Below are 14,434 nucleotides of genomic sequence, written 5' to 3' on the forward strand. Positions count from 1 at the left end.
TTCAAATGGCCCCTCCGCTCTTTTTTCACCACGCTTTTAGATATGATCTCGTTTGGCTTATTCCGCTTCTTGCGCGGTCAGCCGGTATAAGCGGCTGCGGAAGTCGCCCTTCCACTGCGGGAGGTTCAGACCGATATGCATCAATTCATCCCCTCCGAAGACGGAGGCTTCCGCTGCGGCGCCGTCTACGTCAAGCACGCGGTAATCCTTGTCCGGGTCCAATCCCTTCAGACGCAGCTTGGACAGCGGCGCATTCGGCTTGGCCAGCACCTGGAAGAAGGCGACCAGCGCCTCCGTGCGATCCTCGGATACGAACATCCACGCCGTTTCGTTGCCCTCGAACGGGCTGAGCAGCCGGTAAAAGTCGCCGAACTGAATCAGCGGGCGAAGCTGCTTGTAAGCGGCCACCTGCCGGCGTACCGCCTCCTTATCCTCCGCCGTAAACTTCGTCAAATCAAGCTCGTAGCCGAAATTGCCCGACATCGCCACATGCCCGCGCATTTCGATAGGCGTCGTGCGGTGAACCTGATGATTCGGCACCGCGGATACATGCGCTCCCATCGTGCTGACCGGGTAGACGATGCTCGTGCCGTACTGAATTTTCAAGCGCTCCGCCGCATCGGTATTATCGCTTGTCCACGTTTGCGGCATATAGTAGAGCATGCCCGGATCGAAACGCCCGCCGCCGCCGGAGCAGCTTTCGAATAAAACATGCGGAAACGCCGACGTAATCCGCTCCAGCACTTCGTACAGCCCCAGCATGTAACGATGCGCGGTCTCCCGCTGCCGGTCCGGGGCAAGCAGCGCCGAGCCGATCTCGGTCATATTGCGGTTCATGTCCCATTTCACATAGCGGATGGGACAACCTTCCAATATATCGGAGACGACCTTTACGATATAATCCCGCACATCCTGCCGGGAATAGTCGAGAATCAGCTGCCGGCGCGCTTCCGTCCGGCGCCGCCCCGGAACATGCAGACACCAGTCGGGATGAGCCCGGTACAGCTCGCTGTCCGGTGAGACCATCTCCGGCTCGAACCAGAGACCGAATTGCAGACCCAGCCTGTTCACTCTCGCGGCCAAATCCTCCAGTCCTTGCGGCAGCTTGTTCTTGTCGACGAACCAGTCGCCGAGCGAGCAGTTGTCGTTATCCCGCTTGCCGAACCAGCCGTCGTCGAGCACGAACAGCTCCAGTCCCAGCTCCTGACCGGCTGTGGCGATCTCCTCGATTTTATCGGCGTTAAAATTGAAGTAGGTCGCTTCCCAGTTGTTGACGAGCACCGGCCGCGTGCGGTCGCGGTATTCGCCGCGGCACAGCCGCGTCCGGTACAGCTTATGATAAGTGCGCGACATCTCCCCGAGTCCTTCGCCGGAATAGACGAGCACCGCCTCCGGCGTCTGGAACGATTCCCCCGGCTCCAGCAGCCAGCTGAAATCGAACGGATTCACGCCCATGACGACGCGGGTCGTGCCGTACGGATCGATCTCCGCCTGCGCCAGGAAGCTGCCGCTGTATACGAGACTGAAGCCGTAGGCTTCGCCGTGATCCTCGTCCGCATCCTTGGACAACAGCGCGACGAACGGGTTCAAAGAATGGCTGCTCGCGCCCCGGCGGCTCTCGATCGTTGCGCCTCCGGCGGTAAGCAAGCGTCGCTCGATATGCCGCTCTCTCGCCCAGGAGCCCGACAAATGCAGCATGTCGAAGTTCGGATGCGGAAAATCGACGCTCATGCTGAGCGCCCTTAAAAGGCGCAGCTTGCCGCCGCCTTCGTTGATGTAGCGCACCGAACGGGCTACCGCATTGAAATGGCGGAATACGGTATAGGTAACGACCGCCTTCATCCCGATCAGCTTGTCCGTCAGCACGATATCCAGACTATCCGCCTCGTCCTCCCGCTCGACATAAGTCGCCGGAAGTCCGGGAAGCTGCGGCTTGCCGGGGTAAATGCGATGCGATTCATAGATCAGCTCGCTGACCGTCGTTCCGTTCTCCAGCTGAACCTGGTAGGCGGGCACCCGGAAATCGCTTCCGCCGTAAGCCGGCAGCTCCTGCGGCAGCGTGTCGAGCGATAAGCTGAGGTCGTCCGGATCGGTAGACGGCGTGAACGAGCAGCGCTCGCGTCTTGCCAGCAGCCCTCCCGGATTCGTTCCGCGCACCTTGCGGCCCCAGTGGATATGGGCGATATATTTGGATCGGACGATTTGCATCACATAGCTTGCGCCGGCGGCTTGCAGGTGAAACGTTTGCGAAGCCGGATCGAATACGATACTCATGACAGCCTCCCTATTCGTACAGGTTTTTCAGCTCTATTATAGCTTCGCTTCCCTCCGGCGAATATGGACAAAACCCATTTTCATATGGACGAATTTATGTTTTTATCGCAGGGCGCCGGTTGATGCCCGCCTCTTAACGATAGTCCTTCGGGCTCACTCCGACGTATTTTTTGAATATTTTGGAAAAAATAAGTGCGTTCTACGTAACCAAGCTTGAACGCGACGAGCTCGATGTTGTCCTGTTTGCTTTTCAGCAGATGGCAGGCGATTTTCATCTTGTAACGATGCACGTAGTCGGTGAAATTCATTCCTGTCTCCAGCTTGAAATACCGCGACAAATAGCTCGGATTCAAGAACAAATAATCGGCGATGTCGACAAGCGAAATGTTTTCCGACAAATGCTCGGCGATATAATGGTCGATCTGCTGCAGCTTGGCCTTTCTCTCGATGACGGCTTCGCGGTTCGCTTCATAAAGCTCCTTCACCTTCGTCTCCAGCAGATCCATCGTATCGCTCAGCCGCCGGCTCTTCAGCAGGCAATCGTGAAAGCCGTCATCGCTGTGCCGATCGCTCTCCAGCTCCAAGACTCTGACCCACTGCGAGCATTTGGCGATAAGCTCTCCCGGGTCGAGCTGCAGCTTGATTGCTTTACGCTTCATTTCGTCGAGAGCTTGCCGGATGGAGCTGTCGTCCCGGTCCTTGTACGCCTTCAGCAGGCGGTTCCATTCGTCTCCGAGCGCCCCGGTCACATCAATCGACCACAGCTTGCCTTCCATCGCGGGCATCGGTCCGAACGAAAGATCTTCATAATAGGCGGCGCGGTTCCACTGCTTCAGCTGCTTGTAATTCGCCTTGATGCCTTCCGCCCCTTTGAACGGCTGTCCGAACAGGATCGACACATCGACCTTCAAATATTCCTTGATTTTCTCCTTGAGAGCGGCCAAATACCGCTGAACTTGCTCCGTCGTATTCAAGCTCAAATTCGGCTGGAAATTGGCGATGCAGATGAAATAAGCATCCGTGTCCGTAAATGCGGTCACCATCTTCTCTTCGGGCGACAATTCCTCGGCGATATTACTGATGGCGTACAGCAGGACGGGAACGTCGCTGTACCGGTACCGGTCAGGAAACGACGCGAAATTCAAATAACCGATCGCCACCATAAAATGAGAACGATCCCATTCGAAACCAAGCCGCTTGCCGTAGCTGAGCATGTCCCTCGCGGATACCCCGCTCATCATCTGCCGGAAAAAACGCTCCTTCAGCACATCCTTGTTTTTCATCAAATCATGCTTGTAAACCTGCTCCCGCCGCTGCTCCAGCTGCTCCCTCAGCTCGACGGACGCTTTGCTCAAGCTCTTCTCCAGCTGCTCCCGGCTTAAGCTCGTCCTTGATTAAATAATCGTCGGCGCCCAGCTGCACCGCTTTGCGCGCGTAATGGAATTCCTCGTGACAGGTCAGAAAGAGCAGCCGGATTTCGGGCTTCATCCGCTTCAGCTCGGCCGCCAGCTCCAGACCGTCCATCTGCGGCATGCCGATATCGGTAATGACCAGATCCGGATTCGCCTCGCGAAACAGCTGCAGCGCCTTTTTCCCGGAATGCGCCGTGGCGACGATCTCCATCCCCATCGTTTCCCACGCGACCAGCTTCACCAAATATTTAATCATCGGCACGTCATCGTCGACGAGCATCACTCTCAGCCTCATTATAACTCCCCCTTGCCGCTTATCGATGGTTCGAGCCCGCTCCCGAGCGGAATGACCATCATCACGGTGACTCCCTCGTATTCATTGCGCAGCAGCTGCATGGACGCTTGAGACCCGTAAGTGATACGCAGACGCTGAAGCACATTTATCAGCCCCACCCGCTTATAAGAGCCGAAGGTCTGCTCATCGGTCCGGCTGAGCCATGCGTTCATTTCCGCCAGCCGTTCATCGCCGCATCCCGCACCGTTGTCCGCAATCCGGATGCGCAGCTTGTCCCCCAGAAGCTCCGATTCGAGCTCGATCCGCGGGCGCTCCGCCTGTTCGGCAAAGCCGTGGACGAACGCATTCTCCACCACAGGCTGAAGCAGCAGCTTCGGCAGATCGACGCCCTCCGTCTCCGGCGCCAATCGCACCCGGAAATCCAGCTCGATATCGCTGCGCATCTGCATAATATCGACATAGTGGGCGAGCAGCCTGCACTCGCTCTTTAAGGTGGACGGCTCGTTAAACTTCATATAAGCCCGCAATAAGCTCATCAGCGAATCGATTTTTTGGCTGTGGAATTCATCGTCGTACAAAATCAGATTGCATTTGATCGAATTCAGCGTGTTTAGCAAAAAATGCGGACGAATCTGGGAAAATAAAGCTTGAAGCTCCATCACCCGCTTCTGCTCCTGCTCATGCTCGATATCGGCGATCAGCCGGTTGATCTGCTCCAGCATCGTATTGAGCGTCCGCCCGAGCTCGGCGATTTCGTCCTTGCCGTCCTCTTGGAAGCGGATGGTGCGGTTGCCGTTGCCGAACTGCTTCACGCCGAGCTGCAGCTTGCGGATCGGACTGTGGAGGCGTCTGGCCATCAGGATCGAGATCAGAAAAAACAACAGGAAAAACGGGACGACCAGCAATAACGAAATATAGAACGTCCGCGAAATTTCGCCGGTCACTTCTTTTCGCGGCGTTTCATAGACAAGCTTCCAGCCGGATTTCTCGATCGCCATCTCGTTTCTGACATTCTGCGGCTCGGCGTGACGGGACTCGAAGAATACCGTATCGTCTCCCGCGATAAGCGTTCCGTCCGCATCGTACAGCGCCAGCTTGCCCGTCTGAATCTGGTCGAACAGCTTCGCGAAATAAGCGTGCGGAATCGATATATACAAGGTGGCAAGCAGCCCGTTATCCGTCGGATCGCGCAGCACCCGCGAAACGTAGTACGCCGACTTGCCCCCGTCGGGCCCGGCCGCTACCGTTCCGAGCCACTGCAGCCGGCTTCGCTGCTCGTAATCGACGCGGTCCTTCACGATGCTCCAATGCTGCCGCACCTGCTCCGGGGAGATGTCTCCGCCGTCGAACGACTGGATAATAAAACCTTCGTTATTCACCAGAAACATCAAAATATCGGTATTCATCGTTTTGGCTATGACAAGACTGAAAAAGTCCTTAATCTGCTGATACGTCGTCAAATCCGCATAATTGGTAATCCCTTTGGCGGCCGTAAAATTTCTCAGCTCCTTGCGGACATTGGCGTCCTGCACGAAGAAATTGGAGGCGTAAGTCAAGTCGTCGATCATCTTCGCAATATCCTTCGACATAACCGAAACGACCGACTCGTTAGTCAGCTTGACCTTTTCCTTGACCTTGTTTTGCGTAACCGAATAGCCGATGACGCCTGCACGGCGCCCTATACCTGGTTATTTCGTATTTTGTTTAATAATTTTGCTTGCTTCGTCAGAGCCCCCCGACCAGGTTCCAGTCGCAAAAGCTTAAATATAAGGAAAAGACGATCGGAAACACGCCGAGCACCAGCATCCCGAGAAATTCCGGGGCCAGAAACAACCAGCCGATCGCGGCGTCCTTCCTCGCGGTATTCCAAAATTTCCGGGGCCGAACGACTCCCCGGGCTCCCACTTCCGTTTTGTTCATTTCCAAGCTGTTCACCTCATTTATATTAATTGCCTGGATATAACTATAAAAGGTTTGCCCCGGTTTGCACGCTCAAGATTTTTACCCGTTTGTGCACTATTTTTACCTTTGGGGTCCGGTCGGCCCGAGTGCGCCGCCTTGCCGCAGAACTCTGACAAAAGAAAGACGGAGCCGCCTAGTTCAGGCGAAGCTCCGTCGGAATGATCTTCTCAAAGCAGCGGTACGGATGTTTGCGGAATGGATACCGCACCTCTCCTACGCTGGTGTAACCGAATTTTTCATACATGCCGATCGCGGCGGGGTTGGCCGAATAGGCGTCCAGCCGGATGCTCGTGTACGGCTGGGTCAGAGCGCCGGCTTCCGCAAACTGCAGCAGCTTTTTGCCGATGCCCCTGCCTTGATACGCGGGGTGAACCGCCAGCCGGTGGATGACCATCGGATGGCCCGAACGGTCCTGCCACGGCAGTCCTTCGTATTCCGTGCTCTGCTCGTCATTGACCGCCACGGCGCCGATCCATTGCCCTTCATGCCGAATGCCGTATAAATGGCCGTTTCGCAAATCGTTGTGGAACACCGGCTTCGTCGGATAATACTGATCCCATTGATCGATGCCGTTCTCCCGCATATGGCGGGTCACTTCTTCATACAGCCCGGAGATAGCTTCGAGATCCTCCAAGCCGGCTTTCACGATATTCATAGCGTCTGCCTCCTCCAAGAGTTGTCGTATATGATCAGATCGCTGTTGTCCCCAAAGTCGAACGCTTACGCTTTTCCAGATTCAAATGGCCCCTCCGCTCTTTTTTCACCATGCTTCTAAGCATGACGGAGAAACAATTCCTCCGTGAACATGCCGTGAAAGCCGAACGGAATATGATGCGGCACATGGACTCTGCCGATTTCCGTAAAGGTGCGGGCATCGAGAAGCAGCAGGAACGAATGGCCCCTTTTGCCGTCCAGAATGACCGAAACGACGACGCCGTCATCTTCGCTCAGCGCATTGGGCTTCTCGATAAAAATCGGCTCCCCCGGATAGCAGTCCGGTTCAAACCAGATTTTGCTTTCGCCTTGCACGACGTCCGCTTTGACCAGCTGATTGGAGTATTTCTCCATCCGCTGCTTGTTCATGCTGATGCCGTATGCGTAACGGTATGTGCGGCCCGTTCCCCGGGACTGATTGATCGTCGGCAAATCCATCGATTCGCCGGTGAGCAGTACGCCGGAGGCGGCGGCGCCCGATACCGGCAAGCGATATCTGCGGAGCTCGGTTCTCGGCGATGCGGGAGCGTCGTCCTTGTTCGTCAAATTGTCGACCTGCAAATCCCCGACAACCGAAGCGGTCGCCGACGCGCAGATGTCGAGCATAATGTCTCCGTTACCGGCTTCGTAAGCATTCACGTGATGGAAGGAGAAGAACGGTTCGGCTTCATACGTTTTTACCAAAGCGCCGTCCGACTTGCTCACTACATAAAAGCGCGTGCCCCGCTCCGGCTTCCATTGAAAATTGTCGATGAACGACTTGCCGCTCGTCATAAGCTCCAGCGGATTCACGACGAACGGGAACTCCGCGATAATGACGTAGCGCTCGGTAACCGCAAAGCTGTGAATATAGGAAGGCTCCAGCGTCGGAACCGAGCCGATTCTCTCCTTGCGCGTAGAATGAGGAGCTATCGAATACAGATGATATTGGCTGACGGCGCCGAACTCGATGGTAAAGTTGATGTGGCGTCCCGTCTTCCAATCGATATGCGGATGCGCGGTCGTAAACTGCCCCGGAAATTCGCAGTGAAAATCGAATACTCCCATCGTGTCCAATGTGTACGGATCGAACTCCACCACGTCGGGCGTCTCCGTCATCGCCACGAAATGGCCGTCGATTTGCGACACGTTGACGTTCGCATTGTGATCCTTCACCGTCTTCTGCCCGGCCGCCGTTCCGAAGCCCGATCCGAGCACGCCGGTTTCCTGTGCCCGACGATAAGCGTTCGTCCGCAAATATTTGTTCCAGTACATGACTTCGGAATCGCGGAAGGTGAATTTGTGCAGCATGGCCAAGCCGTCGAACCAGTGCGTATGCCATCCTTGCTGCGTCGAGAACTTCGCCGGACCGTTGCGAAACAGCGTTCCCGACAGCCAGCCCGGCACCGAGCCGGTAACGGGAAGACGGCATCCGTGCACTTCCTGCTCCAAATTGGTAAAACCTAATTGAAACATCGGTTGTTGACTCATCATAATAACCTCCTAATAAGTTCCCCGGGTGGGATGCGGTCGTCTGTTCATGAGGCGGCGCCTTCATCGTTCGTGCCAGCGCAAGCAGATTATCGATACCGACCGTCGGTTTGTTTATGCTTTTATATTACGTACCTACCGTCGGTATGTCAATATGTTTTTTCATCATTTTTTCTTTCCGCCCGTCCTTTTTCCGCGCGAACTCCCTACCGCTCGCACAAATGCCAACAAGCCGCGCGGCTGCGCGGCTTGTTCAGCGTCGTCGTTATTGAGTGGTTTTCATCTCTTGAATATATTTATCCGCCTTTTCGTTCGCTTCTCTGAGCGCGGTATTGATGTCTTTGCCGTCGTTGATCATCGATTTGATGCCTTCCTTTAGGAAGGAGTACGACTTGACGTCATAAGCGGTCGCTTCGGGCAAAGGGGCCGGCTTGACGGCAAAGATGCCGAGCAGGTTTTTGCCGTCGTACAGCTTGGCGTCGGCGGCAAACTGATTGCGCACGGAAGCGTCGCTGAGAATCGTCAGCCGGCTGCCCGACCGATTCATCGCGAGCTGGGCTTCATTGCTGATCATACTTTCGATGACGGCGTAGGCGGCTTTTTTATTGCTGCTGCCCGGAGGCACCATAGCCAGGTGGAAGTCGATTTCGCGCCCGAGCCCCGGCTTGTCGTCGAATGACGGGAACGAAACGACATCCCAGTTAAAATCTTTGCCCGGCTCCTTCAATTGCGGCAGGCGCGCGGTCAGTGCCGAAATCCAGTAAGGGAACATCGCCACCTTCTGGTCCTTCAAAAACGCATCGATGCCGTACGTATACTTTTTGTTCGAATCGACGATGCCTGGAATGTCATAGAGCTGGCGGTACAAGCCGAATACCTTTTGGTATCCTTCGGAAGTCAGCACCGCCTTCTCCTGCTTCTCGTCCACGACAGGCAGCGAGTAAGCGCGGGTCAACAGCTGCGGGTCTCCCATATCGAACCCGATATATTGATTGCCCTGATCCGTCCGGGTGACTTGGCGGGCAAGCTCCAAAACTTGGCTCCAGGTCATTCCGTCCTTCGGATAGGGAACGCCGAATTTATCGAAAATATCTTTGTTGTAAGCGACCACGCCGTAATTCATCGCATACGGAATACCGTACAGCTCTCCGTTTTTGCCGAATGACTTCAGTACATTGACCGCTTCCGGCTCGAATTTGCTCATATCGATGCCTTGACTTTTGACGAAGCCGCTTAAATCGGTGCCGAGCCCGAGCTGCAGCACGTCATGCAAATAATAGTTGCTGGTCGCAATAAGATCCGGCACTTCGCCCGCGGCAATCATTTTATCTAGCGTCGTTCCTTTGATCAGCTCCAGGGTAATATTCGGGTATTTGGCGCGCAGGGGCGCTCCGACGAGCGTTTCCAGATCGGCATCGCTCAATATGCCCGCATTGTGGGAATAAAACCGCAGAGTGACCGGCTCGTTATTATACCGATCCTCTTTCGCCGACTCGGCCGTATTGTCGCTCGGGCCGGTATTGCTGCCGTTTCCTCCGCTGCAGCCGGCAAGCAGAGCAGCTCCCAGCACAGCCATCAGCGCCAATAGCGAAAACGCTTTACTTTTTCTCATGGACAACTCTCCTTTAGCCTCGAATTGGGTCCGCGCTCCGTCGTTTGCATGCCCCTTCTTGGGCGGCTTCGATGGGAAGCAAGCTGCCGACCATTTTTATATACGCTCGCTTTTGCTTCTTGTTGTTCATTTGTGATCAATTCCATGTTTATACTACAAAGAGCCCGCTCTCGGTGTCAATATGCCCCAGCAGCCAAACTGCCTTGACAATGGCCGATTTTCTCATTAATCTTAAAAGAAGTAAAGTTTCTAAAAAAATGATAATACGCAGAAATGAACATATACGAACCGAATCGTCGCCGGATGCGACGAACGAATATTTTTTACAATGATGGAGGTCATAATGATGCTCGCTGCCGAACGCAAGCTGCGCATAGTCGAATGGGTCAAACAGAAGCAAGTCGCCTCCGTAGCCGCCCTGGCTCAAGAATTTCAAGTGCACGAGGCAACGATACGCCGGGACTTGGCGGAGATTGAACAGGAGGGGCTGTTGAGACGGACCCACGGAGGAGTCATCCTCGACCAGGGGGCCAACGCCGAGCCTTCGTTCTCCGAGAGGGTCAGCGATCAGCTCGACCAAAAAGACCGGATCGGCAAAAAAGCCGCCTCTCTTGTCGAGGACGGCGATCATATTATTATCGATTCGGGGACTACGACGGTCCATATCGCGCGGCACTTGGTCAACCGCTCCAACATTACCGTGGTGACCAACGATATGAACGTTGCCGCGGAGCTGCGCGACGCTTCCGGCGTCACGGTCATCGTCACGGGAGGCACGCTGTACCGCTCCAGCTACATGCTGAACGGCATGTATACGGATTCGGTGCTGGAAAAGCTCCATGTGCAAAAAGCGTTTCTCGGCACGCCCGCCATTCATCCGGCGCACGGGCTCACTCATCCCGAAGCGGAGCTGGTGCCGGCCAAGCAGGGCATGATCCGCTGCGCGCAGGAGATCATTGTCGTCGCCGACGATACGAAAATCGGGAAAGTGTCGCTGCATACGGTCGCGCCGGTGTCCAGCGTACACACCTTCATCACCGGATGTGAGGCGTCCGAGCTGCAGATCAGGCTGTTTCAGGAAGCCGGCGTCCGCGTGCTGACCGTGTAGCGCCCGGCGAAGCGCCGCTCGAGACGATGTTTGGCTATAACCGCAAAAAAGATGCTCGGACGCTTGCTCCCCGGCATCTTTTTTGCTTTTATTATGGCGAATGAATAATGACTGCCTATTTTGCCGCTAGCGCTGCTTCATTACTGTCATTTTACATGCTACGCGGTTCATCGGACAGACTCCTAAAGCGCGCTGCCGTTTGTTTGCGGCGGCTTATTCCGTCAAGTCGATCATGCGCTTGACGCCCGTTATTCTCGAAACCGGGAACATCTGGCGCACCGGAACGAGAATGACCGCCGCCAATACCGCTTTGACCGCATCTCCCGGCAAGTAAGGATAGCAGCCTAGCGCCATCGCTTTTTGCAGTGAAATGCCGGCTTTGTGGGCGAGCCACGGAACCCCGCTTACATACAGCAGCAGCGACCCGCACAGCTCCAAAGCAAGAAACGTTAGCACGAAAGCGACAACGCCTCTGCCCTTGACCCGCTTCAGCAGCAGTCCGATCAGCAGCGCCGCGAACGGATACGCCCATACGAAGCCTCCGGTCGGCCCGAGCAGCAAGGCGAAGCCGCCGCTGCCGTGCAGCAAAGGGATGCCGAGCGCAGTTAGAACGACAACCAGAGCTACGCTGCAAAATCCGTACAGCGGCCCGAGAATCGCCCCCGTGAGCATGACGACCAAGTTTTCGAGCGAGATCGGAATCGGAGTAAACCCAAGGTGAATGTTCAAATAGCTGGATACGACCAGCAGAGCGCCGAACAGCGCACTAAAAGCCAATCCTCTCATAGTCAAACTTTTTTTCATTGCCACAGCCCCTTTTATTTGTTAACCTAATATGTATACATCAAGTTGACAATCGAATTCTAACACAAACTTTACTATTAGAAAAGAGTTAATTCTATGGAGTCTATGGATCGAACCGCCCTCATTACATTTGAACAAGTTTCTTATCTCATCGATCACGCCGGAACCCCGCGGATGGCCCTGCGCAATATCGATCTCTCCGTTTATCGAGGAGAATGGCTCGCTGTGGCGGGAACGAACGGAAGCGGCAAAAGCACCTTGGCCAAAATAGCGGCCGGGCTGTATTCGCCGACCGGCGGAAATCTTAAGCGCAGCATCGGGCGGGAGCCGGCCGTCCAGCTCATTTTTCAAAATCCGGAGACGGCTCTCATTGGAGAGACGCCTTATGAGGATGTTTGCCTCGGTCTCGCCAACTTCGGCGTCTCTAACGAAGATATGCCGTCCCGGGCGCTCGACGCCTTGCATCAGGTCGGGCTCGCGCAGCTTGCGCACGTTCCCGCGGCAACGCTATCCGGCGGGCAGAAGCAGCTGCTGGCCATTGCCGGATGTCTCGCGGCCAAGCCTGCGGTGTACATTTTCGATGAAGCGACCTCGATGCTCGATCCGCAGGCAAGGGAAGGCATTATACATATCGCGCGCCGGCTTCACCGGGAGGGGGCGACGATTCTATGGATCACCCAGCTGCTGGACGAGTTGGTCTGGGCCGACCGCGTCGCTGCGCTGGAAGTAGGCCGGCTTCGGTTTACGGGAACGAACCAGGCGTTCTTCTACGAAATCGGCGATGACGGGCTGAGCTGCTGCGAGCAATTGGGGTTCGCCCCGCCTTATACGATTCAGGTCGTGCGGCAGCTCGTAAAGCACGGCTATAGGCCGGAGCCGCTGCCGCTGACTCCCGAACAGCTCGGTGAGGCGGTGAGCGCGCTATGACGCTGCAGCTGCAGCAGGTTACAGTGATGCCGCCTCGCGGCGGATCGGCGGCGATCTTGTCCGAGGTGAGCCATACTTTCCCCGACGGGACGATCACTTTGATCGCGGGCCGCACCGGCTCCGGCAAGAGCACTCTGCTCCACGCGCTGGCGGGGCTGATTCCTGCCGCCTCCGGACAAATCCTCTGCGGCGGCGAGCCTCTGTGGCGGGACGGCCGTGTGCAGAAATCCGTCTGGCTCCGCTCGGGTATCGTCTTTCAGTATCCGGAACGCCAATTGTTTGCCGACAGCGTGATGAAAGAATTTCTTTATTCGCTGCAGCCTCTTCGGCTATCGAAGCCGGAAGCGCTCGCGCGAATCCGCGGGTCGCTGGCCCTGCTGGAGCTGCCCGAGTCCATTCTGCAAGAATCGGTCTTCACCTTATCGGACGGCTGGAAGCGCAAAGCCGCCCTCGCCACCGCTTGGGCGGCTGAGCCGGACTGGCTGCTGCTCGACGAGCCGACGGCGGGCATCGATCCGCAAGGAATACCGCCGCTGCTCGCGGCGATCAAATCACATCGCGAGCTCGGCACAGGCGGAGTCATCATCGTAAGCCATGATCTGGATACGTTCCTGCCCGTCGCGGATCAGGTCCTCATCATGCAGCGCGGCACGGTCGCCGCCGCCACGTCTCCGGCCGGGCTGTACGACGATCCCGGCCCGCTGCTTAGGGCCGAAGTCGGACTGCCGGCCTCGATCCGCATCGCGCAGGAGCTGCGGAAGCGAGGGTTCCGGCTGGCCGGACGCCCTCTGTCCGCCGACGATACCGCCGAGGCGGTCGTTCGGGCGCTGCGCGCGCCGCAGCCTGCGCAATCCTCTGCGGTGGATACGGCGGCGGCAGAGGGCGGCAGCCTCGCAGCCGAGCCCGGTTTGCCGCCTGCGGATGCGGGCGCGGGCGCTGAGGAAGCGCTGGCTGCCGTCCAATGCACAGCCAGCGGCGGCGAGGCTCGCAGCATGGCCGAAGCTGCAGCGGCTTCGGTGCCTGCCGCAGCGGCAGACGAAGGCTTGCACCGGTTTCATCCGATCGCCAAGTGGATATTTTACGTAGCCGTATCGACCGGTATGCTTCTGCAAAACCGGTGGCCCGGACTGCTCTTCTCCGCTCTGATCGTCGCCGCTATGGTCTACGGGGCAGGCGTATCCATGCGAACGGCCGGCAGGGCGGTTAAAGCGTTCGCCGTCTTCATCGTCATATCCGCCCTGCTGTCCGGGGTGGAGCCCGCGGCGGACGGAGAGTGGTGGCGCTGGCAAGCCGCGTCTTTTTCCTGGGACGCCGCTTTTCGAACCGTTCGCCAGCTCTCCGTGTTCTTTCTCGTGCTGGTCGCCGGCGTCGCCTTTGCCGTCAGCACCCGCCCTTCGATGATGCAGCGCGGGCTGGAGCAAGCTTTATCGTTTCTCGAACGGTTTCGCATTCCCGTCTCCGTCTTCACCTTCTCCGCCTCTCTTCTGCTGCGCTTCATTCCGTTAATAGCGGCGGAAACAGAACGGATGTCGCTGATCGTCAGAGCGCGCGGCAAAGCCGTGGCGAAGCCCGGCGCAGCCTTGCGCCTTCGGGACGTGCCGGTATTCATGATCCCGCTGCTGCTGTCGATGATGCGGCATGCCGAGGATTTAGCCCTCGCCCTGGAGGCCCGAGGCTGCAAACTGCATCGGCTGAACCGCTCTTCCGCAGACTACCCGCCTTTCCGGCGGAGAGATTGGCTTGCTGCCGCAGTCGGGATCGCGCTGCTCATTCTTTTGTTCATATTGAATACATCGCTAAAAGGGTGGTGAAAAAGTCCGCTGCGGCGTCCATTTGATCCTCCAATCGCTGTTGTA

12 protein-coding genes are annotated in these 14,434 nt (G+C 56.7%); 3 read left to right on the forward strand and 9 right to left on the reverse strand.

Translation table 11 applies throughout. The annotated features are described in order from the left end of the window. Positions 1 to 57 precede the first annotated feature (57 nt). The 8 genes from N0M98_RS10720 to N0M98_RS10755 form a co-directional block, all read right to left on the reverse strand. A complete protein-coding gene (locus tag N0M98_RS10720) occupies positions 58 to 2,274 on the reverse strand; it encodes an alpha-galactosidase (RefSeq protein ID WP_259617846.1) in 2,217 nt (738 codons plus the stop codon). Between the two features lie 80 nt (positions 2,275 to 2,354). Continuing rightward, a complete protein-coding gene (locus N0M98_RS10725; protein WP_259617847.1) occupies positions 2,355 to 3,629 on the reverse strand; it encodes a helix-turn-helix domain-containing protein in 1,275 nt (424 codons plus the stop codon). Continuing rightward, positions 3,562 to 3,981 carry a response regulator gene (locus N0M98_RS10730; protein WP_259617848.1) on the reverse strand — a complete coding sequence of 140 codons (420 nt, stop codon included), beginning with the start codon at positions 3,979 to 3,981 and terminating at the stop codon, positions 3,562 to 3,564. The genes N0M98_RS10725 and N0M98_RS10730 overlap by 68 nt, the downstream gene beginning before the upstream one ends. Continuing rightward, the gene (locus N0M98_RS10735) at positions 3,981 to 5,570 is read right to left on the reverse strand and encodes a sensor histidine kinase (RefSeq protein WP_259617849.1); all 1,590 of its coding nucleotides are present in this window, start codon (positions 5,568 to 5,570) and stop codon (positions 3,981 to 3,983) included. The genes N0M98_RS10730 and N0M98_RS10735 overlap by 1 nt, the downstream gene beginning before the upstream one ends. Before the next feature lie 136 nt (positions 5,571 to 5,706). Continuing rightward, complete coding sequence (locus tag N0M98_RS10740) at positions 5,707 to 5,907, reverse strand: hypothetical protein (RefSeq protein ID WP_259617850.1); 201 nt, start codon at positions 5,905 to 5,907, stop codon at positions 5,707 to 5,709. 169 nt (positions 5,908 to 6,076) lie between these two features. Beyond that, positions 6,077 to 6,598 carry a GNAT family N-acetyltransferase gene (locus N0M98_RS10745; RefSeq protein WP_259617851.1) on the reverse strand — a complete coding sequence of 174 codons (522 nt, stop codon included), beginning with the start codon at positions 6,596 to 6,598 and terminating at the stop codon, positions 6,077 to 6,079. 116 nt (positions 6,599 to 6,714) lie between these two features. Next, positions 6,715 to 8,130: a carotenoid oxygenase family protein gene (locus N0M98_RS10750; RefSeq protein ID WP_259617852.1), complete on the reverse strand. Its 1,416-nt coding sequence runs from the start codon at positions 8,128 to 8,130 to the stop codon at positions 6,715 to 6,717. A gap of 262 nt (positions 8,131 to 8,392) precedes the next feature. Further along, complete coding sequence (locus tag N0M98_RS10755) at positions 8,393 to 9,739, reverse strand: ABC transporter substrate-binding protein (protein WP_259617853.1); 1,347 nt, start codon at positions 9,737 to 9,739, stop codon at positions 8,393 to 8,395. 346 nt (positions 9,740 to 10,085) lie between these two features. On the opposite strand from N0M98_RS10755, the gene N0M98_RS10760 reads away from it, so the two are divergent. Beyond that, positions 10,086 to 10,847, forward strand: coding sequence for a DeoR/GlpR family DNA-binding transcription regulator (locus tag N0M98_RS10760; RefSeq protein ID WP_249866238.1), 762 nt, complete (start codon positions 10,086 to 10,088; stop codon positions 10,845 to 10,847). A gap of 213 nt (positions 10,848 to 11,060) precedes the next feature. Here the strand turns inward: N0M98_RS10760 and N0M98_RS10765 are convergent, their stop codons facing one another. After that, positions 11,061 to 11,651 carry a biotin transporter BioY gene (locus tag N0M98_RS10765; protein WP_259617854.1) on the reverse strand — a complete coding sequence of 197 codons (591 nt, stop codon included), beginning with the start codon at positions 11,649 to 11,651 and terminating at the stop codon, positions 11,061 to 11,063. Positions 11,652 to 11,747: 96 nt separating this feature from the next. Between N0M98_RS10765 and N0M98_RS10770 the strand changes: the two genes are divergently transcribed. Both N0M98_RS10770 and N0M98_RS10775 read left to right on the forward strand, forming a co-directional pair. Continuing rightward, on the forward strand, positions 11,748 to 12,578 hold the full coding sequence (locus N0M98_RS10770; protein ID WP_259617855.1) for an ATP-binding cassette domain-containing protein: 831 nt from the start codon (positions 11,748 to 11,750) through the stop codon (positions 12,576 to 12,578). Continuing rightward, complete coding sequence (locus N0M98_RS10775) at positions 12,575 to 14,389, forward strand: ATP-binding cassette domain-containing protein (protein WP_259617856.1); 1,815 nt, start codon at positions 12,575 to 12,577, stop codon at positions 14,387 to 14,389. The genes N0M98_RS10770 and N0M98_RS10775 overlap by 4 nt, the downstream gene beginning before the upstream one ends. Positions 14,390 to 14,434: the final 45 nt, after the last annotated feature.

It is taken from the genome of Paenibacillus doosanensis (assembly GCF_025060755.1).
GTDB classification, from domain to species: domain Bacteria; phylum Bacillota; class Bacilli; order Paenibacillales; family NBRC-103111; genus Paenibacillus_S; species Paenibacillus_S doosanensis.